Source organism: Micromonospora sp. NPDC047467, assembly GCF_040643095.1.
Lineage (GTDB): Bacteria > Actinomycetota > Actinomycetes > Mycobacteriales > Micromonosporaceae > Micromonospora.
The window spans coordinates 346,865-367,084 of sequence record NZ_JBEYTO010000007.1; the positions used below are offsets into that span (position 1 = coordinate 346,865).

Genomic DNA, 20,220 nt, shown 5'->3' on the forward strand with positions numbered 1-20,220 from the left:
ACCACTGCGCGTGTTCGTCGACCAGAGCGACCCCGACGTTTCCCTGATCCGGGTCGGCGGTGAGTTGGCGTACGCGACCGCCGCGCCGCTGCGCGTCGAGGTCGACCGGGTGCTCGCCGACGCGCCGCACACCGTCGTACTGGACTTCGCCGACCTGCACTTCATCGACAGCACCGGGCTCGCCGTGATCGTGCACGCCTGGCGGGCGGGGCAGCAGGCAGGCAGGCACGACGCTGCGACTGCGGGCGGTCCCCCGCTTCCTGGCGGTCATCCTGGACATCACCGGCGTGGCCGGGCTGCTCGGTCGGCCCCTGCGGGCGACCCCCCGGACCGTGACAGCTGCCCGGCCTGCTCCGGGATGCTCACTCGACCACCACGAGCGACCCGCCGCCACCGCGTGAGGTCGGGGTCGACGAGCCCGTCGGGGAGGGACCGTCCCCGCCCACGGCGACCGCGCGCCGGGCAGGGTCGCCGCCCCGGGTTGGCGTTCCGCACAAGGGCTGAGACCATGGTGGAATGTCCCACCAGCTGTTGACCATTGAGGTGACCCGGCTCGACGGCGGGCACATCCGGTTGCGGCTGAGTGGCGAGCTCGACTACGACACCGCTCCCGAGCTGGTCACCGCGGTGGCCGAGCTGCCGGGCGAGGGCCACCAGCAGTTGACCATCGACCTGACCGGGGTCAGCCTCTGCGACTCCTCCGGGCTCAGTGCCCTGCTGATGGCACACCGCGCCGCCGGGTCGGTACGACTGACCGGGGTCAGTGCGCAGGTCCAGCAGATGCTAGACCGCACCGGTCTCACCGAGCTGCTCGCCGTGCAGACCAGCGCCGCCGACGGGGACAACCTCCGCGCCATCGGCTGACAGCCACGCGTCAAGGGCTATGCGGCCACGCCGCGCCAGCGACAACGCGACGCGACGGATCGCGACGCGCCACGCGCGGGATAGCGACGCGCGACGACCACCACAGCACGCGCGAGACTGCCGCGCGTGGCACTGCCGCGTCACGTCGCGGAGACTGCCGCGCGTGGCACTGCCGCGTCACGTCGCGGAGACTGCCGCGCGTGGCACTGCCGCGTCACGTCGCTCCGGCTGGCGACGACGAGCGGGAAAAGGGGGGTGGCCCCCGACCCTGGGACCTGGGGTCGGGGGCCGGAGGAAGGTCTAGGGCGCGGTCACCGGCTGGAGCCGGGGGCCGCTGTCGCGAAGCTCGCCGGTGGGCGGGGGTTCGACGTCCTCGGGTTGTCCCGAATCGGGCGTGTGATACAGATAGCGGACGAACTCCCCACCCATCTCGTTGTCGTCCCCACCGGGCCACTGGCCGATGCAGTCCATGCCGACCACTTCCCGGCCGGTGCCGTCGGCCTCCTCCAGCAGCGCCCACAGGCTCACCGGATAGCAGCGGGTGGCGTCGGGCGTGAGCTGCCAGCGGGCGTACCAGCCGGGTCGGGCGGGGACGATCTCGACGATCCGTTTCATGACGACCTTCCTTCCGCGTGCCTCGGAAGAACTGCGGTCCTGAGCTGATCCTGGCGGACGCGTGGGTGAGCACCCCTCACCCGCGCCGGATGAAGCCCGGCCGCGCCCGGTCCTACCCGGCCGGCGGCGTCCGTTTCGGCTCCCGGGGCGGCGGGAAGGCGACGGGCGCAGGATCGATCCCCAGCGGAAGGGGTGTCACATGCGCAAGCAGATGGAGGGCGACAACCAACGCCGCCGGGCACTGGCCCGGCAGGCCCGCGAGCAGGGCAGCCAGCCCAGTCAGTTCGGCGCCAGCCTGAGCGCCTCCAAGCAGCTCACCAGCCTTGACCAGGGTAAGCGAGCCGGCCCACAGCCGGCCGGACGGCACAAGTCGGACAGCACGCGCGGTGGACCGGCTCCGCCGCCCGTCGGTACCCCGGACAATCCACGTCCGCAACCGCCCCCAGGGTCCGGTGCGGCCGAGGTGACCAGTCTGGGCTACCACGACCTGGTCGACGACGTCCGGCGTCGGGCCGGCGTCGACTTCAAGACGGCCAAGGTGGGTGCCGAGGCGACCGTCCTGGTCCTGGCCTTCGCCCTGGGCGCCGCCGAACGGCAGCGGCTGCTCGCGGCGGTGCCGAACTCACTGCACGACGTCGTACCCGTCGACGGCATCGAGCGGCACCAGGACCTGCCCGGCTTCCTGGCCGAGGTGGGCCGGATCAGCGGGCGTACGCCCGAGCAGGCCCGCTATCAGGCGGAGGCGACGCTCGCCGCGCTCGCCGACCACGACGGCGACCTGGTCGAGTCGCTGCACGTACCCGATGGCCTGCGGGAACTGCTGAACGCGCCGGCTGCCGGCGGCGGCATCGTCGGCGCCTCCACGACCACGCCCACGCTGGACGACGCCCAACTGCGGGCGGCGCTGGACAACCTGCCCTACTGGGCGGGCGACAGCGACGGCCTGTACCGCGTGGTCGCGCTGCCGCCGGACAACCTGGACCGGGTGCTCGACCGGCTCGACCGACTGCGCCGGGAGACCGGGCGCGGCCCGAGCATCGGACGCCCCGGCGGCACGGCAGCCGTGCTGACCGTGCGTACCACCCAGGCCGGCGGGGTGACCGCCCTCGACGTGGACCTCGCCCACTCGATCGACGACGCGATCGACGAGGTGGGCGCCGGGATGGCCGGCGGTTGACCGGTAGCACCGGCGCACGCGGGCCGGCGGACGCGGGGTACGCCCCGCGCCGCCGGCCCGTCGGCCGTGTCCGGGGGTGGCTCGGTTAGCGTGCCGGACATGAATCGCGCTGCCGACCGGTTGGAGTTGGTCGCCGATCCGGTCCGCCGGACCGGACGTACGCTGCTCTCCGCCGGTGTCGAGCAGTCGTACGTGGACGTCGAGGATCCACTGCACCTGCATTTCGAGTACGTCCGGCGGATCGCCTCGGCGGTGGAGCTGGCCGCCCCGGCGGGCGTCCCGCTGGACGTGCTGCACCTCGGCGGCGGGGCGTTGACCCTGCCACGCTGGCTGGCCGCCACCCGGCCGGGCTCCCGACAGCGGGTCGTCGAACGCGACCGGGCGGTCGTCGACCTGGTCGCCCGGGAGCTGCCACCGCTGCCCGAGGAGGTGCGGGTGGAGGTCGCCGACGCCCGGGACGCGCTCACCGACACCCCGGCCGGCAGCTGCGACCTGGTGATCGCCGACATCTACCGGGCGGCTCAGATGCCCCGACACGTACGCACCGTGGAGTTCGCGGCCAAGGTGGCCCGGACCCTGCGCCCCGACGGCCTGTACCTGGTCAACGTCACCGACCTGCCGCCGCTGGTCGGCACCCGGGTCCAGGTGGCGACGCTGCGGGCGGTCTTCGGGGACGTCTGCGTGTTCGGCGACCGGCGGATGCTGCGCGGGCGGCGCTACGGCAACCTGGTGCTCGCCGCGACGGCCCGACCAGGCGGGTTACCGGTCGGCCGGCTGGCCGTCGCCGCCCTGCGCGACCCGGGTGCCCGGTGGGCTGCTGCACGCCGCCGCGCTCGACACGTTCGTCGCCGGCGCCCAGCCCCGCACCGACGACACCGCCGGCTGACCGCCGCACGCCACCCCGGCGCAGACAGGCGCCCGTGACCCGCCGCACGCCACCCCGGCGCCGACGCAACCGCCACCCGGCACCGGGCGAAGCGGCAGCTCGACCCGGAAGGGCCGGTCCCGGCCGGGATGCCGGGTTTCCGACGCCGAGCGCGGGGAAGGCGCGACGGGTGAGCAACGCCGACGATCGGGCGACCGCCCGCCGCGCCCTGATCGTGATCGGCCTGGTGCTGGCGACCGCACTCGCGCTGGCCTTCGTGTACGCGACCCACCGGGTGCTGATCTGGATCGTGGTGGCCGCCTTCTTCGCGATCGCGCTCAAACCGGCCGTGGACCGGCTGCAGAGCCGCTTCGTCCGGCGGCGAGCGGTCGCCACGCTGCTGGTGTTCCTCGCCGCGTTCGTGGTCCTGGCCGTCGTGGCCACGGTCATCCTGGTGCCGCTGCTGGACGACCTGGCCCGGTTCGCCGATCGGGCGCCGGAGATGCTGCGCGACGCCCGCGCCGGGCGCGGCCCACTGGGGCACCTGCTGGAACGCACCGGCGCCCGACGCTTCCTCGCCGACCACTCCGGGGAGCTGCGTGACGTCGGCACCGGGCTGCGGCAACCGGCTGTGGTCGTGCTGCGCGGCATCGTGGAGACGGTCGCGGGGCTGGTCACGGTCGTCGTGTTGGCGTACCTCATGGTGTTGGAAGCGCCACGGATCACCGCCAGCGTGCTCGCGGCGGCCGGGGACGGTCAGCGTGCGCGGTTACGCCGCGTGGGCCGGCAGGTGTCGCGGACCGTTACCGGTTACCTCACCGGCAACCTGTTGATCAGTGTGATCTGTGGGGCGTTGACCTTCGTGGTGCTGACCCTCACCGGGGTGCCGTTCGCCGGTGTCATCGCCCTGCTGGTGGCGGTGACCGACCTGATACCGCTGGTCGGCGCGACGCTCGGCGCGGTGATCGCCATCGGTGCCGGTTTCCTGCACTCCCCCACCGCCGGGGTGATCGTGATCGTCTTCTTCGTCGTCTACCAGCAGGTGGAGAACCATCTGCTCCAGCCGCTCATCCTGTCCCGCGCGGTCCGGCTCAACCCGCTGACCGTGCTGGTCAGCGTGCTGCTCGCGGTGCAGTTGGCCGGGCTGCTCGGCGCGTTGCTGGCCATCCCGGCGGCCGGCATCGTGCAGACCCTGCTGCGCGAGTACGGCCCGAGCCGGTTCCGCCCCGCTCCCCCCGCCGATCCGGCCGAGCCCAGCGAGCCGGCTGATTCCGCCGAGCCCTCCAAGGAGCCACGACGCGGACCGGCCGGTCCGGCCCCGCAGGGCTGAGACCGGCCGGGTCGTCGAGTCCGGCTCAGCGGCTGCGGGCCGCGACCTCGGGCGAGGTGCTCTCCAACGGCACCGCGTTCGCCGGGACCAGACCCAGCTGGACCGCCGGCCGGGTCAACGCGGCGTCCAACGCCCAGTCGGCCCCGACGCGCGTGCGGTTTCCCGGCATCGCCATCAGGTGGTACGCCCGGGTGACCGCCTTCGCCGGCAACCCCGCCAACGGCACCTGCAACGGGTTCGCCGCCGCGTCCTTGCCACCCAGGTCGACCACCCAACCCAGGTCGTGGTGCTTGTACGGCTTACGCCGGCCGAAGCCGTACGACGCGGCAATGTTGTGCGCCGCGAGCTTGCCCTGCCGCTGGGCGTGCTGGGCGGTCATCGTGCAGATCTCCCCCGGCCGGGCCAGGTCGGGCACGGCGGAGGCGTCGCCGCAGGCGTACACCTCGGGGTAGCCGGGGACGTTGAGGAACTCGTCGACCACCAGCCGGCCCCTCTCGGTGCGCAGGCCCAGCTCGCTGACGAACGGGTCGGGGCGCACCCCCACACACCAGACCAACGAGCAGGTGGGCACGTACTCGCCGTCGGTGAGCTTCACCCCGTCGGCGGTCGCCTCGGCCACCGAGGTGCCCATCCGGACGTCCACGCCACGCCGGTCGAGCACCCGGTGGGCGGTCTGCGACATCCGCTTGTCCAACTCGGGCAGCACCCGGGGCGCGACGTCGAGCAGCATCCACCGGGGGCGGACGGTGAGCCGGGGTCGCTGGGCGTGCAGCCGGTCGGTGAACAACTGCCCGTGCGCGGCGACCTCGGTGCCGGTGTAACCCGCGCCGACCACCACGAAGGTGGCCCTGGCCTGCTGCTCTGCCGGGTCCTCGGCCTGCTCGGCCAGCTCGATCTGTCGGACGACGTGATCGTGCAGGTACACGGCCTCGGGCAGGCCGCGGAAGCCGTGCGCGTACTCGGTGACACCCGGGATGGGCAGCAGCTTGTTGACGCTGCCCACGGCGAGAACCAGGCGGTCGTACGCCAGCCGGTTCTTGTCGCCCTCGGCCTGGGTGAAGCCGACCCAGCGGTTCTGCAGGTCGACGTGGTCCGCCTCGCCGATGACCACCCGGACGCCCTTGAGCGTCCCGGTCAGCGGCACCGCGATCCGCTTGGGCTCGACCACCCCGGCGGCCACCTCCGGCAGCAGCGGCAGGTAGAGGAAGTAGTCGGTGGAGTTCAGCACCACGATCTCGGCCCGGTCCCGGGCGATCCGGCTCAACGTCTTCGCCGCGTGGTAACCGGCGAACCCGGCCCCCACGATCACCACACGAGGTTTCGTCATTGCGGGCCGTTTCCCGTCGGAGCCCCGGACAAACGTGCAACCCGCACCCTGGAGGCGGGTGGGGTCGATGGGACGCGGGCGGGTGGAGTTCAGGGAATTCACAAGATCACCGTGCTCGCCGGTTGCACGGCCGGCCCACCGGCGGCGTCAGCGCCCTCGTCGGCCAGCCCTTCCGCGTCCACTCCCGCTGTCCCCACGCTGTCCGGCCAGTACGCGACGTGGAAGGCGGGACTCTCCACGCCGGTACCTGCGGCCCACCCGGGACGCGCCCTCGGTGAGCCTGGACTTCAAGCCGTACACCATCGACACGGTGACCGTCGACGGCCGGAAGGCCAAAGGCGCGGTGACCCGCGAGAAGCTGGTGGTAGACACCCCGGTCCGCGCGGACGTCCCGATCACGCTGGTCGTCGCCTACCACGGCAAGCCGTCGACGACCCCGATGCCGTCCAAGCGGGGTGACGCCCACCCGCTCGGGCTGACCGTGGACAGCGCCGGCGGCGTCTGGACGATGCAGGAGCCGTTCGGGGCCTTCACCTGGTACCCGGCCAACGACCACCCCTCCGACGAGGCCCTCTACGACATCGCCGTGACGGCGCCGAAGGGCTGGACGGGCGTCGCCAGCGGCACCCCGGTCGGGCAGAGCGGCAACACGTTCCGCTACCGCAGCACCGCGCCCGTGGCGTCGTACGCGACGACGCTCGCCGTCGGCAGGTACAAGAAGCTGACCGCCACCGGGCCGGGCGGTGTCCCGGTCACCACCTGGTACCGGGCCGAGGACGCGCGGTACCTGTCGACGCTCAAGCGGTCACCGCAGCTCCTGAGGTGGCTCGAGGAGCGGTTCGGCACGTACCCGTTCGACTCCGCCGGCCTCGTCATGGTCGAGTCGGGCTCGGCGATGGAGACCCAGCAGATGGTCACCCTCGGTGAGGCCCACCTGATGCGCGGCGACCAGATGTTCGACCTCACCACCCTGCACGAGTACGCCCACCAGTGGTTCGGCGACGCCGTCACGCTCACCGACTGGCGCGACATGTGGCTCAACGAAGGCTGGGCGCTGTACGCGCAGAAGCTCTACGAGAAGGACAAGTACGGGCTCAACACCGCCGAACTGATCCAGTCCAATCGGCAACGCGACGGGGGACTGCGCAAGGAGTACGGCCCGCCGAGCAAGCCGGACGCCGCCGAGTTCGGTGCCACGAACGTCTACACCTGCGCCGCCGGGATGCTCCGCCAACTGCACCAGGCCCTGGGCGACAAGCGCTTCTTCGACCTGGCGCGCGGTTGGGCGAAGGAGAACACGCACACCCAGCAGACCCGGGCGTCGTTCACCGCGTACGTCAACGCCAAGACCGGCCACGACTTCACCGCGCTGATCGACGCGTGGCTGGACTCGCCCACCACGCCCCCGGAGACCGGCCCGCTCCCCCAGTGATCCCGTAGCACCGGCTGCCAAGATCCGCGCAACGTCGGGGAAAGTGCTGCCTCACCCGCTCGTGAGGCAGCACTTTCCCCGATCTTGCGCGGATCTTGGGGGGCGTTACGCCTTGGGGGCGGCGCGGGCGGGCCGACGATCAGGCGGGGGTCGGCGCGGTGATCGCCCACCGCTCGTGGTCGCGCCACGCGCCGTCGATGAACAGGTAGTCCGGGGAGAAACCCTCCAGCCGGAAACCCAGCTTGCGGGCCACCCGCCGCGACGGCTCGTTGTCCGGCTGGATATTGGCCTCCAACCGGTGCAACCCGCCCGCGGTGAACGCGTGGTCGATCACCAGCGCGACGCCCGCCGAGGCGTGCCCGGTCCCGCTGTACGGCTGGAACGCCGCGTACCCCAGGTAGCCGCCGCGCAGCGCGCCCAGCACGATGCCGCTGATGGTGGCGTAGCCCGCGATGTCGCCATTGGCCCGGTCACAGATCAGGTAACCGGAGCCGTCCCGGCGGCGGATCTTGCGTAGGTACCGGTCGTACTCCTCGGGGCTGCTCGGCGCGACAAGCCACGGGTGGTGCAGGTCCCGACTACGCCGCGCGGCCGCCACGAACTCGTCGACGTCGGTGGGCCGGGGCCGCCGGATCGCGACAGGACCACCGGTACGCAGGTATCTCACGGCGGACCACTCTGACCGACCAGCACGCCCGTTGTCCAACCGCCCTCGGCGCACCCGGTCACGATCGCGTCGACCCGCCACCTGTTCGCAACCGCGTGCTCGATCGCGACCGCCTGCTTGCATGATCCCGCTCGTCTGCATCCTTGATCGTGCTCGATCAAGGATGCAGTGGTATCCGGCTGCTTGGGTGACCACTACATCCTTGATCGAGCACGATCATGCGGGGCGCGGGCGCGATCATGCGGGCACGGCGCACAGGCACGCGCGCACGGGCATGGGGCGCACGGCGCGGGCGTGGCACACGGCGCGTGGGCGTCGCGTGCGGGGCTGGCTGGCGTGTTACCGGGGTGTCAGCACGCAGAACTCGGTGCCGTCGGGGTCGGCCATCGTCACCCGGCCGGCCGCATCCTGGCTCGTGCTGATTCGCGTTGCGCCGAGGGACAGCAGGCGGTCGATCTCCGCCTGCTGATCACCGTCGGGGGTGAGGTCGTAACGCACCCGGTCCCGGCCGCCGTTCGGCGCCAGCGGTGGACCACCCCAGGTGATCTTCGGGCCACCGCGCGACGACTGGATCGCGGTCTCCTGGTCCTGGTCCCAGACCAAGGGCCACCCGAGCGCCTCGCTCCAGAAGTACCCGACGGCCTGTGTCCCATCGCAGGACACCGCGCCGACGAACCCGCAACCGGCGAGGAAGTTGTTGCCCGCCTCGACGACGCAGAACTCGTTGCCCTCGGGGTCGGCGAGCACCACATGGCCCTCTTCCGGGCGCTGGCCGACGTCGATGTGTCGCGCGCCGAGTGCCAACGCTCTGGCCACCGTCTCCTGCTGGGCCTCAGCGGATGCGCTCGTCAGATCGAAATGCATCCGATTCTGGACGACCTTCGGCTCGGACGTCGGAACAAATCGGAGTCGGAACCCGATGTCGTCATCGGGCAGGACCAGGACGCCGTCACGTGGATCGTCGACCATCTCCCGACCGAGGAGCGCGGACCAGAACTGTGCGACCCGAACGGGTTGGCTCGCGTCGAAGCACACCGCGAAGAATTGGCTGGTCATCGCACTACCCATCTCCGATCCGCTGACCGAGGGACTCCACCCCGAGGCGCCCGGTCTGCTCTTGGAGCGAAAGCCTAGGGGTGAGACGCATCTCCCGCAGCCGAGTATTCGGCGGCGGGCCGCCGGCCAGGAGGACTGGCCGGCGGCCCGGCCAGGCAAGCTGCCGGCCCGGCAGTCGGGAGCCACCAGCCAGGCAAGGCCACCAGCCAGGCAGGGCCACCGCGGCCGTACGGTCATGACACCGGCAAGGCGACTCTTCGTCCCATGCCGAACTCTGGTGCCGCCTCGTCGGTGACCATGGCGAACGCGCCGGTCGGCACCCCGTCGAGAGTCGCGACCCGGGACGCGGCGGCCAGCAGGCCGGCCTCGTCCGCACCGCTGATGAAGAAGATGTACGCGTCACCGTGTTCCTCGCCGTCGTCGTACACCTCGACCGCGCCCTCGTCCTCCAACTCGACGAGGAAATCCTCAACCCGGTCGATCCAGGGGTACGCGTAGGCGCCTGGCGCACCGTCCGGAGCCGCTGTCAGTGGAATGTGGATCTCGACGATGCCGGTCATGCCGCCATGATCTGCCAAACCCGCTGACGGCGTTGCCCTCGGACTGTCGGTCCGGGCCCCTAGCATCGGCCTGACAGTCAACGGGGAGGGCACGATGGCCGAGGACGACTACGCGACGTTCGTCGACAGGGACCTGCGGGGTGCGAGATTCAACAGGTCGACGTTGGCCGGGGCGGTGATGCGCGGCGTCGACGTACGAGGGCTCGACATCGACGCACCGTGGCTGGCTGACGGCGCACTCCTGGTCAACGGTGTCGATGTCGTGCCCCTCGTGGAGGCTGAGCTGAACCGGCGGTTCCCGGGGCGCGAGTTGAAGCAGGCGACGCAACCAGCCGCCCTACGCACGGCGTGGGCGGCGATCGAGCAGGCCTGGGCGGCGGCGACCGACCGGGTCACGTCCATGCCCGAGAGCGCTGTCCACGTGTCGATCGACGGCGAGTGGTCGTTCGCGCAGACGCTGCGGCACCTCGCCTTCGCCACCGACGCCTGGCTGGGCAGGGCGATCCTGCGCCTGCCGCAGCCGTTCCACCCGCTCGGCCAGCCACACGTCGAGTACGAAACCGACGGCTTCGACACGTCGGTGTTCGTCGCCGAGCAGCCAGCCTTCGCCGAGGTCCTCCAGTTGCGCGGCGAGCGGCAGGCCATGGTGCGGGACTTCCTCGCCACCGTCACGCCCGACCTGCTCGCCGAGCCTCGGCCCACCCCATGGTCACCCGACCATCAGGAACCGGTCCTGCACTGCCTTCACGTGATCTTCGACGAGGAGTGGGAGCATCTCCGCTTCGCGGTGCGTGACATCGACAAGCAGAGCGACGAGCCGATCTCCGCCCATCCGTGATCGACAGTGACGGCAACCGATCGGCCGATCGGATGGCCGGGGAGGGCTGATCGGCTGTTTCCATGTGCGGTGGGCGCTGCGCGACGCCTACAACTGAGGCATGGCCAACGAGGTGACTGTCCCCCTGCTCCCGTGCGCGTCCATCGACGACATCGTGTCGTTCTACGAGGTTCTCGGCTTCGGCACGACGTACAAGCAGCGCAAACCCAACCCGTATGTGGCATTGCAGCGAGAGGACCTGAATCTGCACTTCTTCGAGATCGCCGGGTTCGACCCGGAGCAGTCCTACGGCTCGTGCCTCGTCCTCACCTCGGACCTCGAGGGACTGCACCGGTCGTTCGCCGCCGGCATGCGCGCCGCCTACGGCAAGGTGCTGATCTCCGGTACGCCTCGGATGACCCGGCCCCGGGCTCGCAAGAACCAGGACGGGTTGGGTGGGTTCAGCGTCATCGACCCGGGCGGCAACTGGATCCGCGTCGTTCACAACGCCGCCGCCGCTCCCCTGCCAGCGACGGCGCCTGCCGGCCGACTGGCCAAGGCCCTGTCGAACGCGGTCGTGCAGGCCGATTCCAGGGGTGACATCCGACAGGCCGTGCGGATCCTCGACAGCGCATTGGCCCGCCCGGAGGCCGACGACGACCCGGTGGCGCAGGTGGAGGCCCTGGCCTACCGCGCCGAGTTGGCGATGGTGCTGCACGACCAGGAGACCGCAGCCGAGATGCTGGCCCGCGTCGACCGTGTCGTGCTGACCGGGGATGAGGCCGAGCGGGCGGCACCCGCGTTCGAGAACGCCGCCGACATCGCCGCCGCGCTGCGATGACCCCCAGCCGCCGCGCTGTCACAGGTCGACCCCCGCCGGTGTCTCAATGCCGAGACCACCGACGAGGAGGAGCCATGACCGGCGACACCAGGATTCCCCCGGCCGAGATCACCGGCCTCTACGGCGCCGTCCTGAAGAGGTTCAGCAGGAAGATGCTCGGCCGGGTGCCGGACGGGCTCGGCGTGATGTGGCACAACCGGCCGGTACTGAAGTTCAACCTCGGCCTCGGTCGCCGAGCCAGCAAGTGGAACGAGTGCGACAAGAACCTGAAGTCGTACGCCCACATGGCGGTGGCATCGCTGATCGGCTGTTCGTTCTGCCTGGACCTGGGCTACTTCCAGGCGCACAACGAGGGCCTCAACATCACCAAGGCCCGCGAGGTGCCACGCTGGCGCGAGTCGGACGTCTTCACGCCGCTGGAGCGCGACGTCCTGGAGTACGCCGAGGCGATGACGCAGACGCCGCCGACCGTCACCGACGAATTGTCCGCCCGGTTACTCACACAGCTCGGGGCGCCGGCGCTGGTGGAGCTGACCGCGTGGGTGGCCCTGACCAACCAGTTCGCGCGATTCAACGTCGCGTTCGGCATTGAGGCCGAGGGGCTCGCCGCGTCGTGTGGTCTGGCGCCGCTGGCGCAGCCGAGCGGCACAGCCGCGCGGGCGTAGCCGACGGACGCTTCGCCCGCACCGCTCGACGTTCACGCCGGGCGCGGCTGCTCCATCGGCATCGGGACCTGGAGGAAGGTGGTGCCGCGCATGTCCAGCCAGGCCCGGTCGGGCCCTCGGACCAGCCGCAGCATCACCTCCTCGCAGGACGGGCAGCGGGCGACCAGGCCCGGGGCGTTGGAGAAGACGTGCAGGCTGGCCATCGAGCCGGTCATCCCGCAGTTCTCGCAGCGGCCCGTCGTGGTGCTCAGGTCGACGGTGAACAGCTCGCGCAGCGGGCCGTCGAGCATGTTGCCGTCCAGGTACGACATCTCGGTCATCGGGTCTCCTCGACGATGCGGCGGGGCGGGAAAAGGGGCGGTCAACCGGTCGGGCCGAAGCGTTCGGTCTTGACCCGCCGCGCCGGGTGGCCCAACCCCACCAGCAGGTCGGCCACGGTCTCCACGAACCCGGTCGGGCCGCAGACGTAGGTGAGCGGTTCCAGATCCGGCGGCCAGCCGTGGGTGTTGACGTCGGCCAACCCGATCCGGTGTGGTTCGCCGCGCCATCCCTCGGGCGCTTCGCGGGTGTAGACGTACGCCACGTCGAGCCCGAAGTCGTCGCGGGCCCGGCGGCGCAGTTCGTCGCCGTAGATCAGATCCCCGGGTGTACGCACCGAGTACAGCAGCCGGAACGGCACCTTGCTGCCCGCCGCCCGCCGGGCGCGGATCATCGCCATCAACGGCACCACACCGGAGCCGCCGCCGAGCAACTGCACCGGCGCGGTCTCCTCCGGCCGCCAGATGAACCAGCCGCCGAGCGGTCCGCGCACCTCCACCGGGTCGCCCGTCCCAAAGACATCGATGAGGTACGGCGACACCTCGCCGTCGGGCACCCGCTGCACAGTCACCTCGATGCGCGGCCCGCCGGGGCCGTCCACCGGCGGCCCGGCGATCGAGTACGACCGGGCGGCCTGGTAGCCGTCCGGCGCGGTCAGCCGCAGGTCGACGTGCTGCCCGGGCAGGTGCCCCGGCCAGTCCGGCACCTCCAGCACCAGGGTCTGCGCGGTCCGCGTCTCCACCCGGCGCTCCACCAGCCGGCCGACCTGCCACCGGTTCGGCGCCGGGCGTTCGGTGCCCGTCGCGACCGCGCGCTCAGTCACCCTGGTACCGCTGTTCGCGCCAGGGGTCGCCGTAGTCGTGGTAGCCGGCGGTCTCCCAGAAGCCCGGCTGGTCCATGGTCTTGAGTCGGATGCCGCGCACCCACTTGGCGGACTTCCAGAAGTACAGGTGTGGCACCAGCAGCCGCGCCGGCCCGCCGTGCTCGGGTGGCAGCGGCGCGCCGTCGAAGGTGTGCGCCACCCAGGCCCGGCCGCCGCGCAGGTCGTCCAGCGGCAGGTTGGTGGTGTAGCCGCCGTACGAGTGTGCCAGCGCGAAGTGCGCGCCAGTGTCCACACCGTCGAGCAGGGTGTCCAGTGAGACGCCCTGCCAGGTGGTGCCGAGCTTCGACCAGCGGGTGACGCAGTGGATGTCCACCGTCGGCGTCTCCTGCGGCAGCGCCATCAACTCCTGCCACGACCACCGGCGCTCGGTGCCGTTCTCGGCGGAGATGACGAACTCCCAGGTGTCCAGTGACACCCGGGGCGTCGGGCCGGCGGAGAGCACCGGGAAGTCCTCGGTCAGGTACTGCCCAGGTGGCAGGGTCGGCTCCTGTGATCGGGGCCGACCCTGGAAGCCCGGTGAGACGATTCCCATTGCACAGTCGTACCACCCGCGTTGGCCGGGGCGGGAGCTTTCCCGCGTACCCCCTCGTCGCCCCGGCGTGCCGGGGTCAGTGCCGCTCGGAGACGACCTCGCGCCGGTCGGGTTGTTGGCCCCGGGTGGCGCGCAGGCTGGTCAGGGTGACCACCACCAACACACCGATGATCACGCCGAGCGAGGCCAGGGTGGGGATCTCCGGAACGCCGTCCCAGATGCCGTGCGCCCAGTGCAGGCCCAGCTTGAGACCGATGAACGCCAGGATGATCGCCAGGCCGTAGCTGAGGTGGACGAGCCGGCTCAACGCGGCGTGCAGGACGAAGTAGAGCGCCCGCAGGCCGAGCAGGGCGAAGGCGTTGGTGGCGAAGACCAGGTACGGGTCCTCGGTGATGCCGTAGACCGCCGGCACCGAGTCGACTGCGAAGACGATGTCGGTGGCCAGCACCGCCACCACCACCAGGGCGAATGGGGTGAGGGCCCGCCGCGCGCCCTGCCGGACGGTCATCTTGGTGCCGTGGTACTCCTTGACCACCGGCATGATCTTGCGCAGCAGCCTCACCGAGCGCATCTTGTTGATGTCGACTTCCTGCTGGTGCCCGGAGAGGGCGTCACGCAGCAGCTTCGCGGCGGTGGCGATGAGGATGATCGCGAAGAGCAGGAACGCGAAGTCGAGGGTCTGCAGCGCCGCCGCGCCCAGGGCGATGAAGACACCCCGCAGGACCAGCGCACCGGCGATGCCGTAGAGCAGCACCCGCTGGGCGAGCACGGACGGCACCGCGAACGCGGCCAGCAGCAACATGAAGACGAAGAGGTTGTCGACCGAGAGGGACTTCTCGACCAGGTAACCGGTCAGGTACTCCACGCCCTGCTGGGAGCCGTAGCGGGCCCAGACCCAGCCGCCGAACGCGAGCGGCAGCGCGATGTAGAACGCCGACCAGCCGATCGCCTCCCGCATGGACACCTCGTGCGGGCGGCGGGTCACCAGGAAGTCCAGGACGAGCAGCACCAGTACGCCGACGATCGTCACCGCCCAGAGGGTGGGCGTGCCCACCGACGACAGCGAACTCGCGGCGGACAGGGGTGACAATTCGGTCATGAGGTCTCCTCGAACACCGTGTCATGTTCGAGGTCTCCTTCACCCATCGGAGATGGGCAACCACCCGAGGCACGCCGGGCGCGCCGTACTGACCGGTATGGTTCGTAGGAAGTACTCCCCTCGCGCCACCAGGTTAGGCCAGCCTGAATCGTCGCGCCAAGCGGGACACCGATGGTTGCCCTGACCAACCGCTGTACATACATGGTCGCGGGGTCATTCTCAGGCGCGGCGCAACGTCGCGCCCGGGGCCATCGCCTGCTCAACGAGGTCGCGATAGTCACGGGGAAGCTGCGTCGCCACGTCGTCGAACTCTCCTCCGGTGATCGCCTCGCGCAGCGTGGTGAAAACCGCCCGGACGGCATCGCGGGCGGCTGGCTCCCGCACATCCGCACGCAACGCCACCCGGGCGACGAACTCGGCCGCCCCGAACCGGTCAGCCTGCTCGGTGTTCGGGCTCGGCTTCACCACCACCTGCAACGGCTTCGGCAACTGCGCGGCCAGATCCAGCACCTCGCCGCCGGTCAGCCGCTCGGCGAACGTCTCCAGCACCGCACGGGTCAGCTCGACCGCCTGCTCGGACGACGTCCGGGTGCGCTGGGAAACCTGGTCGATGAAGGTGTCGTAGTTCATCGCGTACCCCCTCGGGCTTGTCGACGGCGCGCCTGCGGGTACCCGCGGCGGCGCGATGGAAACGGCACCGGATTTTCCTTCGCCGACCCGGCGTGAGCGGGTGTCGGGCGGGTAACCGCCGCCGGTCGTGACCACATCGATGCCCCGAGGAGCCGCTGCCATGGCGAGCTACGCCGACGTCCTGCAGTACCTGTCGAGCCTGGACTACCCGGCCGAGAAGGACGACGTGGTCCGCGAGGCCGAGCGGGAGGGCGCACCGCCAGACGTGTTGAAGGCGCTGCGCGCCCTACCGCCGGCGGTGGACTACGCCAACGGCAACGAGGTGGCCCGTTCGGCCGGCATCGACGCCGCACCCGAGGTGGGCCCGGCACAGCGGGCCGCACAGGCCCGGGACAAGACGCACAACCGGGTGTCGCAACATCTGCGCGGCATCTGACCCGGCGGTGACAGATCCGGCCGGGCCGCGCGGATGACCGGCAGACATCCGCTGTCCCGCAGCCCGGACGGACACACCCCGGCCTCGGTGCAGCTCGTCGTGGTGGCCGTCGTCGGGATCGTCGCCGGCGGCGTCTTCGCCGTCGCGCTGTCGCCGTCGCTCGCCCCGCTGGCCGGCTGGGATGCCGCCGCGCTCAGCTGGTTGGTGGTGGTGTGGCGCAAGATCTGGCCGCTGGACGCCACCCGGACCGCCCGGCTCGCCGTCTACGAGGATCCCAACCGGGCCATCCGCGACGTGGTCCTGCTGATCGCCTGCCTGGCCAGTCTGCTCGCCGTGGGACTGGTCGTGGCCAGCGCGCACGCGGCGCCACCCGGCCTGGTCCGCGACCTGTACGGCGGGTTGGGCGTGCTCAGCGTGCTGCTCTCTTGGCTGGTCGTGCACACCGTGTTCGCCGCCCGCTACGCCCGGATCTACTACACCGGCCCGGACGGCGGGGTGAACTTCAACCAGGCCGAACCGCCCCGCTACTCGGACTTCGCGTACGTGGCGTTCACCATTGGGACGACGTTCCAGGTCTCCGACACCAACCTCACCAGCAACGAGATGCGTCGGACCGTGCTGCGGCACTCGATGCTGTCGTACCTGTTCGGCGCGTTCATCATCGCCGTCACGGTTAACCTGCTGGCCGGCCTGGCCCGGTGAGGATGCGGGGCGCTCGACCGAGCCCGCGTCACCGCGGGTCGGGAGCGCCGGGACAGGCGGGCGCCCCGAGGCCACGAACCGCGACCAGGGGCGCCACGCAAACCTGCCCAGGCGGTGAATCGCGCCCGAACCGGTTCGCGTCCACCCGGCGGTGGAGGCCTGCTCGAACCGAGCGGCCAGCACTGCCGGGTCCAACCATACGACAGACCATCCTCCGTACGGTCAGTTTTCGCCGAACTGTGGGCCAACGCACGTCAGGGACGGCCGGTCACCTCCGCGTACCGGTGCTCCAGATCAACCCGGGCCAGCGCCCCCACCAGCCACGCGAGCCGCTCCGACTCGCCGCTCGCCAGGCCGGCCAGGTCGTCCGTCGACCGGCCCAACCCGAGCCGGCGGGCCGCCGCCAAGGCCCGTCGGTCGGCCACCGGAGCCACCTCCCGCCACAACGCCTGCGCCTCGCGCAGAAACAAGTCGACCACCTGGTCGTCCACGCCGGGCAACTCCGCCAGGAGACGCCGCTCCCGGGTCGGGTCGTGGTGCGCGAGAGCACGCAACCGGCGCAGGTCACCCCTGTACCGGTCGACGACCGTGCGGGCCAGGTCACCGAGCACGTCGGCCAGCGCGTCGACGTCGCCACGCTGACCGCTGTCGCGCAGCACCCGCACCCGGTCCTCGTGCAGTGAACGGGCCAGCCGGGCCGCGCTGTCCCACCCCTCGTCGCGCAACGCCCGCGCGCCGTCCACCGCCCGACGGAAGTCACCACGCCGGGCCAGCAGCACCGCCAGGTAGAGCACCTGGAACAGGCTCGCCGGGTTGTTGGTGACCCGGAAGCCGTACTGCTCGGCGAAGCCCCGCCCACTGCCGGCGAGCCGGCGGGCCAGGCGCTTCCGGTCCTCCACGGGTGTGATCAGAGTGGTCGCCATGCCGGCGACTACCCGCGCCGTCGTCGGTCACACGCCGCGCCGCGGGCGCACGCCGTCGTCAGTCGCGCGCCGTCGTCAGTCGCACGCCGTCGTCAGTCGCACGCCGTTGTCCGGCGCCGGGCGTTTCGGCGTTCGGGCGTCGGGCCGTTGTCCGGTGCCGGGCGTCGGGCGTCCGGCCGGGTCAGCCGTGCAGGCTGCCGGTGCGGTCGCGGGCCTTGAGTCGGGTGGTGGGCAGGGCGGGCGCCGGCAGCGGCGGCGCCGGATCGTCGGCCACCACGCCGAAGCGCTGGTCCCCGGCCATCCAGGCCTCCCGAGCGGCGGCGACCTCCTCGTGCGAGCGGCCCACGAAGTTCCACCACATCACCAGCGGCTCCTCGAACGGCGCACCGCCCAGCAGCAGCAACCGCGCCCCCGACCCGCCGCGAACGGTCAGCTCCGCACGGCCCGTACCCAGGTAGAGCAGCGCCCCCGGCTCGAACCCGACCCCGGCCGCCTCGGCGGACCCGGACATCGCCAGCACGGCGTACTCGAAATCGGGCCGCAACGACAGCGTCGTCGGCGCCGTACCGCTCAGCTCCAGTTGCACGCCCACCAGCGGGGTGTGCACCACGGCCGGGGACTGCCGCCCGTCGAAGTCGCCGACCAGCAGGGTGAAGTCCACCTCGCCGTCGCGCCAGCGCGGCAGGTCCGCGTGGTGGGCGAAATCCGCGGCACCCGCCCGCGCCGGATCCGGCAGCGCCACCCACAACTGCACGCCGTGCATGACCGGCGGGTGCGTGACCGGCGACCGCTCGGAATGGGAGATGCCGTGCCCGGAGGTCATCACATTCAGCTGACCCGGCCGGATCGGCTGGACGTTACCGAGGCTGTCCCGGTGGATGATCTCGCCGTCGAGCAGCCAGGTCACCGTCTGCAGGCCGGTGTGCGGGTGCGGCGGCACCTCCATGCCGGGCCGCTGCTCCACGTCGTCCGGGCCGAAATGATCCACGAAACACCAGGCGCCGACCATCCGGCGGGGACGCTGCGGCAACAGCCGACGGACCGTCGTGTAACGGCCCAGCGGCACGTCGTGGCCAGGCAGCAACACACTGCCCGGATCGACGTCGGCCACGCCAGGCGGTCGGGTCTCTGCCAGCATCGATTCAGTACGCTCCACCGCCCGACTGTACGCTCCCACCTGACGCGCTTCCCCCGTCAACCGCGAGCCCGGACGGTCACCGCGCGGCGTTCACCGTGACGATGTTGGCGCCCGCCACCAGGTCCAGGAAGAGCCGCTCCGTCGACCGGTCCCACCCCGGCGTACTCAACAACGCTCCAGCGGCCACCCCGGCCCAGCGCTCGTCGAACACCGCGACGGAACCGGCACCTACTCTCGCCCGTACCCGCACCGGCGGCCCACCCGGCACCCGGACGTCGAGCTGACTGGTCCCACCGGTCAACCGCACGGTCATCGTGCCGCCGCGCACCGGCGGCAGGATGAGCTCGCTGCGAGCCGACCCGCCCTCGAGTTCCACGCCCAGCAGCCGGGCCCGGGCCAGATCCAGCACCTGCTCGCTCACCCCACCGACGAGGTGCAGACGCCAGGCGACCCGCTCGTTGAGCAGTACCCGCGCGGCCCGCTCCCCGGACGCGCCGCTATCCGCCAGGCCCAGCCGGACGGTCTCACCCTGCACCGCCGGCCGCACGGCGACACTCGACCCGGCCGGGCTGCTGATCCGGTAGAGGTCGTCACCCAGGTCAGCCACGCGCAGATCGAAAGAGGCCAGGCCGTCCACGAGCACGAAGGTTGCCTCCGTACGCCCCGCCACCGGCGCCGTCACCGCCTGCTCGGCAACCGCCGACGCGCCCTCGCCGCCCGGCCGAGTGCCGTCGGGGCGAGTGCCGTCGTTCTGGCCGCCGTCGTTCTGTCTGCCGTCGTTCTGTCTGCCGTCGTTCTGTCTGCCGTCGTTCTGGCTGCTGTCGGGCGTGCTGGAGTAGGTCATGCCGAGGTGATACGGATCAGCGATGATCACGACCACGGCGGCGGCCCCCAGGACCAGCACGACGGTCGTGGCCGCCAACAGCAGGCGAGCACCGACGGACCACCTCTGCCGCCGCCCGCCCTCACCCGGCGGCTCCGGATCCGACTCCACCTGACGGTCTGTTCCGTTCCCCACTGCGGTCATGTCTGCGTCCCTCCGCCGGTCCCCGGCAGTGGATACGTACCCACCGGCAGATCGGATCACTCCGCGCCGACCATGCCACTCCCCTCTGTCGCCGGCCGCCGCCTATCGGACAAGGTCGTTGGCCGACAGTCACTCGCCGCGCGACCGGCGCTCGGGTGACCGGACCCCAATCTCCGGGGCCAGGTGTTCCGCTGCCGGCACCAATGACGTCGGGGCTCCCGGTCAGCCGTTGGGCACACAGACAGCGCCGCCCCTGACCGGGTGGGTCGGGGGCGGCGCTGGTGTCGGTGTGCAGGTCGCCTCTCGGCGAGTGGCG

The 20,220-nt window shown here is 71.5% G+C and carries 25 protein-coding genes; 11 read left to right on the plus strand and 14 right to left on the minus strand.

The features are described from left to right. Nucleotides 1-10: 10 nt before the first annotated feature. Nucleotides 11-535: an STAS domain-containing protein gene (locus ABZ780_RS21595; protein WP_357487213.1), complete on the plus strand. Its 525-nt coding sequence runs from the start codon at nucleotides 11-13 to the stop codon at nucleotides 533-535. Beyond that, nucleotides 517-864, plus strand: coding sequence for an STAS domain-containing protein (locus ABZ780_RS21600; RefSeq protein ID WP_357487173.1), 348 nt, complete (start codon nucleotides 517-519; stop codon nucleotides 862-864). Before ABZ780_RS21595 ends, ABZ780_RS21600 begins: the two co-directional genes overlap by 19 nt. A 300-nt stretch (nucleotides 865-1,164) precedes the next feature. Here ABZ780_RS21600 and ABZ780_RS21605 read toward each other — a convergent pair whose 3' ends face one another. Next, nucleotides 1,165-1,479: a hypothetical protein gene (locus ABZ780_RS21605; RefSeq protein ID WP_357001805.1), complete on the minus strand. Its 315-nt coding sequence runs from the start codon at nucleotides 1,477-1,479 to the stop codon at nucleotides 1,165-1,167. Between the two features lie 199 nt (nucleotides 1,480-1,678). Between ABZ780_RS21605 and ABZ780_RS21610 the strand changes: the two genes are divergently transcribed. The 3 genes from ABZ780_RS21610 (at nucleotide 1,679) to ABZ780_RS21620 (ending at nucleotide 4,851) form a co-directional block, all read left to right on the plus strand. Beyond that, entirely contained in the window at nucleotides 1,679-2,656 is a 978-nt protein-coding gene (locus ABZ780_RS21610) for a DUF2267 domain-containing protein (RefSeq protein WP_357001808.1), read from the plus strand. Between the two features lie 99 nt (nucleotides 2,657-2,755). Next, entirely contained in the window at nucleotides 2,756-3,580 is an 825-nt protein-coding gene (locus tag ABZ780_RS21615; RefSeq protein ID WP_357487175.1) for a fused MFS/spermidine synthase, read from the plus strand. Between the two features lie 131 nt (nucleotides 3,581-3,711). Further along, nucleotides 3,712-4,851 carry an AI-2E family transporter gene (locus ABZ780_RS21620; protein ID WP_357001814.1) on the plus strand — a complete coding sequence of 380 codons (1,140 nt, stop codon included), beginning with the start codon at nucleotides 3,712-3,714 and terminating at the stop codon, nucleotides 4,849-4,851. Between the two features lie 25 nt (nucleotides 4,852-4,876). Here the strand turns inward: ABZ780_RS21620 and ABZ780_RS21625 are convergent, their stop codons facing one another. Together ABZ780_RS21625 and ABZ780_RS21630 are read right to left on the minus strand one after the other, a co-directional pair. After that, a complete protein-coding gene (locus ABZ780_RS21625; protein WP_357001817.1) occupies nucleotides 4,877-6,178 on the minus strand; it encodes an NAD(P)/FAD-dependent oxidoreductase in 1,302 nt (433 codons plus the stop codon). 98 nt (nucleotides 6,179-6,276) lie between these two features. Continuing rightward, nucleotides 6,277-6,417 (minus strand): hypothetical protein, encoded by a 141-nt coding sequence (locus tag ABZ780_RS21630; protein ID WP_357001820.1) that lies wholly within the window; start codon nucleotides 6,415-6,417, stop codon nucleotides 6,277-6,279. Nucleotides 6,418-6,452: 35 nt separating this feature from the next. Here ABZ780_RS21630 and ABZ780_RS21635 point away from each other — a divergent pair, with 35 nt between their 5' ends. Beyond that, nucleotides 6,453-7,610, plus strand: a complete 1,158-nt coding sequence (locus tag ABZ780_RS21635; protein ID WP_357001823.1) for a M1 family metallopeptidase — start codon at nucleotides 6,453-6,455, stop codon at nucleotides 7,608-7,610. Nucleotides 7,611-7,749: 139 nt separating this feature from the next. On the opposite strand, the gene ABZ780_RS21640 is transcribed toward ABZ780_RS21635, so the two are convergent. The 3 genes from ABZ780_RS21640 to ABZ780_RS21650 form a co-directional block, all read right to left on the minus strand. Beyond that, entirely contained in the window at nucleotides 7,750-8,277 is a 528-nt protein-coding gene (locus tag ABZ780_RS21640) for a GNAT family protein (protein ID WP_357001825.1), read from the minus strand. A 339-nt stretch (nucleotides 8,278-8,616) separates the two neighbouring features. Next, entirely contained in the window at nucleotides 8,617-9,345 is a 729-nt protein-coding gene (locus ABZ780_RS21645; protein ID WP_357487176.1) for a VOC family protein, read from the minus strand. Between the two features lie 221 nt (nucleotides 9,346-9,566). After that, on the minus strand, nucleotides 9,567-9,893 hold the full coding sequence (locus tag ABZ780_RS21650) for a hypothetical protein (RefSeq protein ID WP_357487177.1): 327 nt from the start codon (nucleotides 9,891-9,893) through the stop codon (nucleotides 9,567-9,569). 94 nt (nucleotides 9,894-9,987) lie between these two features. On the opposite strand from ABZ780_RS21650, the gene ABZ780_RS21655 reads away from it, so the two are divergent. From ABZ780_RS21655 to ABZ780_RS21665, 3 genes are all read left to right on the plus strand, one after another. Beyond that, entirely contained in the window at nucleotides 9,988-10,731 is a 744-nt protein-coding gene (locus ABZ780_RS21655; protein ID WP_357001833.1) for a DinB family protein, read from the plus strand. Nucleotides 10,732-10,831: 100 nt separating this feature from the next. Then, nucleotides 10,832-11,551, plus strand: a complete 720-nt coding sequence (locus ABZ780_RS21660) for a VOC family protein (protein ID WP_357001836.1) — start codon at nucleotides 10,832-10,834, stop codon at nucleotides 11,549-11,551. Between the two features lie 74 nt (nucleotides 11,552-11,625). Then, nucleotides 11,626-12,216 carry a carboxymuconolactone decarboxylase family protein gene (locus ABZ780_RS21665; protein ID WP_357487178.1) on the plus strand — a complete coding sequence of 197 codons (591 nt, stop codon included), beginning with the start codon at nucleotides 11,626-11,628 and terminating at the stop codon, nucleotides 12,214-12,216. A 32-nt stretch (nucleotides 12,217-12,248) separates the two neighbouring features. On the opposite strand, the gene ABZ780_RS21670 is transcribed toward ABZ780_RS21665, so the two are convergent. The 5 genes from ABZ780_RS21670 to ABZ780_RS21690 form a co-directional block, all read right to left on the minus strand. Next, the gene (locus ABZ780_RS21670; RefSeq protein ID WP_357001840.1) at nucleotides 12,249-12,536 is read right to left on the minus strand and encodes a DUF6510 family protein; all 288 of its coding nucleotides are present in this window, start codon (nucleotides 12,534-12,536) and stop codon (nucleotides 12,249-12,251) included. Between the two features lie 41 nt (nucleotides 12,537-12,577). Next, nucleotides 12,578-13,357 (minus strand): ferredoxin reductase, encoded by a 780-nt coding sequence (locus ABZ780_RS21675; protein ID WP_357001843.1) that lies wholly within the window; start codon nucleotides 13,355-13,357, stop codon nucleotides 12,578-12,580. After that, the gene (locus ABZ780_RS21680; RefSeq protein WP_357001845.1) at nucleotides 13,350-13,949 is read right to left on the minus strand and encodes a sulfite oxidase-like oxidoreductase; all 600 of its coding nucleotides are present in this window, start codon (nucleotides 13,947-13,949) and stop codon (nucleotides 13,350-13,352) included. Before ABZ780_RS21680 ends, ABZ780_RS21675 begins: the two co-directional genes overlap by 8 nt. 76 nt (nucleotides 13,950-14,025) lie before the next feature. Further along, nucleotides 14,026-15,048 carry a TerC/Alx family metal homeostasis membrane protein gene (locus ABZ780_RS21685; protein ID WP_357001848.1) on the minus strand — a complete coding sequence of 341 codons (1,023 nt, stop codon included), beginning with the start codon at nucleotides 15,046-15,048 and terminating at the stop codon, nucleotides 14,026-14,028. 219 nt (nucleotides 15,049-15,267) lie between these two features. Then, nucleotides 15,268-15,678 carry a DUF2267 domain-containing protein gene (locus ABZ780_RS21690; RefSeq protein WP_357001851.1) on the minus strand — a complete coding sequence of 137 codons (411 nt, stop codon included), beginning with the start codon at nucleotides 15,676-15,678 and terminating at the stop codon, nucleotides 15,268-15,270. 160 nt (nucleotides 15,679-15,838) lie between these two features. Between ABZ780_RS21690 and ABZ780_RS21695 the strand changes: the two genes are divergently transcribed. Together ABZ780_RS21695 and ABZ780_RS21700 are read left to right on the plus strand one after the other, a co-directional pair. Continuing rightward, the gene (locus tag ABZ780_RS21695) at nucleotides 15,839-16,114 is read left to right on the plus strand and encodes a DUF2795 domain-containing protein (protein ID WP_357001853.1); all 276 of its coding nucleotides are present in this window, start codon (nucleotides 15,839-15,841) and stop codon (nucleotides 16,112-16,114) included. A 33-nt stretch (nucleotides 16,115-16,147) separates the two neighbouring features. Beyond that, on the plus strand, nucleotides 16,148-16,816 hold the full coding sequence (locus ABZ780_RS21700) for a DUF1345 domain-containing protein (RefSeq protein WP_357001856.1): 669 nt from the start codon (nucleotides 16,148-16,150) through the stop codon (nucleotides 16,814-16,816). Between the two features lie 254 nt (nucleotides 16,817-17,070). Here ABZ780_RS21700 and ABZ780_RS21705 read toward each other — a convergent pair whose 3' ends face one another. The 3 genes from ABZ780_RS21705 to ABZ780_RS21715 form a co-directional block, all read right to left on the minus strand. Then, a complete protein-coding gene (locus ABZ780_RS21705) occupies nucleotides 17,071-17,739 on the minus strand; it encodes a hypothetical protein (RefSeq protein ID WP_357001859.1) in 669 nt (222 codons plus the stop codon). Nucleotides 17,740-17,920: 181 nt separating this feature from the next. Continuing rightward, the gene (locus tag ABZ780_RS21710; protein ID WP_357001861.1) at nucleotides 17,921-18,895 is read right to left on the minus strand and encodes a pirin family protein; all 975 of its coding nucleotides are present in this window, start codon (nucleotides 18,893-18,895) and stop codon (nucleotides 17,921-17,923) included. Between the two features lie 58 nt (nucleotides 18,896-18,953). Beyond that, the gene (locus ABZ780_RS21715; RefSeq protein ID WP_357001864.1) at nucleotides 18,954-19,904 is read right to left on the minus strand and encodes a hypothetical protein; all 951 of its coding nucleotides are present in this window, start codon (nucleotides 19,902-19,904) and stop codon (nucleotides 18,954-18,956) included. Between the last annotated feature and the right edge of the window lie 316 nt (nucleotides 19,905-20,220).

What these genes read in the sequence shown, in the direction of transcription:
- ABZ780_RS21615 (WP_357487175.1), top strand. Translation starts at nt 2,756, where the DNA reads ATGAATCGCGCTGCCGACCGGTTGGAGTTGGTCGCCGATCCGGTCCGC.
- ABZ780_RS21665 (WP_357487178.1), top strand. Translation starts at nt 11,626, where the DNA reads ATGACCGGCGACACCAGGATTCCCCCGGCCGAGATCACCGGCCTCTAC.
- ABZ780_RS21625 (WP_357001817.1), bottom strand. Translation starts at nt 6,178, where the DNA reads ATGACGAAACCTCGTGTGGTGATCGTGGGGGCCGGGTTCGCCGGTTAC.
- ABZ780_RS21695 (WP_357001853.1), top strand. Translation starts at nt 15,839, where the DNA reads ATGGCGAGCTACGCCGACGTCCTGCAGTACCTGTCGAGCCTGGACTAC.
- ABZ780_RS21670 (WP_357001840.1), bottom strand. Translation starts at nt 12,536, where the DNA reads ATGACCGAGATGTCGTACCTGGACGGCAACATGCTCGACGGCCCGCTG.
- ABZ780_RS21600 (WP_357487173.1), top strand. Translation starts at nt 517, where the DNA reads ATGTCCCACCAGCTGTTGACCATTGAGGTGACCCGGCTCGACGGCGGG.
- ABZ780_RS21660 (WP_357001836.1), top strand. Translation starts at nt 10,832, where the DNA reads ATGGCCAACGAGGTGACTGTCCCCCTGCTCCCGTGCGCGTCCATCGAC.
- ABZ780_RS21610 (WP_357001808.1), top strand. Translation starts at nt 1,679, where the DNA reads ATGCGCAAGCAGATGGAGGGCGACAACCAACGCCGCCGGGCACTGGCC.
- ABZ780_RS21680 (WP_357001845.1), bottom strand. Translation starts at nt 13,949, where the DNA reads ATGGGAATCGTCTCACCGGGCTTCCAGGGTCGGCCCCGATCACAGGAG.
- ABZ780_RS21700 (WP_357001856.1), top strand. Translation starts at nt 16,148, where the DNA reads ATGACCGGCAGACATCCGCTGTCCCGCAGCCCGGACGGACACACCCCG.
- ABZ780_RS21605 (WP_357001805.1), bottom strand. Translation starts at nt 1,479, where the DNA reads ATGAAACGGATCGTCGAGATCGTCCCCGCCCGACCCGGCTGGTACGCC.
- ABZ780_RS21685 (WP_357001848.1), bottom strand. Translation starts at nt 15,048, where the DNA reads ATGACCGAATTGTCACCCCTGTCCGCCGCGAGTTCGCTGTCGTCGGTG.
- ABZ780_RS21650 (WP_357487177.1), bottom strand. Translation starts at nt 9,893, where the DNA reads ATGACCGGCATCGTCGAGATCCACATTCCACTGACAGCGGCTCCGGAC.
- ABZ780_RS21715 (WP_357001864.1), bottom strand. Translation starts at nt 19,904, where the DNA reads ATGACCGCAGTGGGGAACGGAACAGACCGTCAGGTGGAGTCGGATCCG.
- ABZ780_RS21645 (WP_357487176.1), bottom strand. Translation starts at nt 9,345, where the DNA reads ATGGGTAGTGCGATGACCAGCCAATTCTTCGCGGTGTGCTTCGACGCG.
- ABZ780_RS21705 (WP_357001859.1), bottom strand. Translation starts at nt 17,739, where the DNA reads ATGGCGACCACTCTGATCACACCCGTGGAGGACCGGAAGCGCCTGGCC.
- ABZ780_RS21690 (WP_357001851.1), bottom strand. Translation starts at nt 15,678, where the DNA reads ATGAACTACGACACCTTCATCGACCAGGTTTCCCAGCGCACCCGGACG.
- ABZ780_RS21655 (WP_357001833.1), top strand. Translation starts at nt 9,988, where the DNA reads ATGGCCGAGGACGACTACGCGACGTTCGTCGACAGGGACCTGCGGGGT.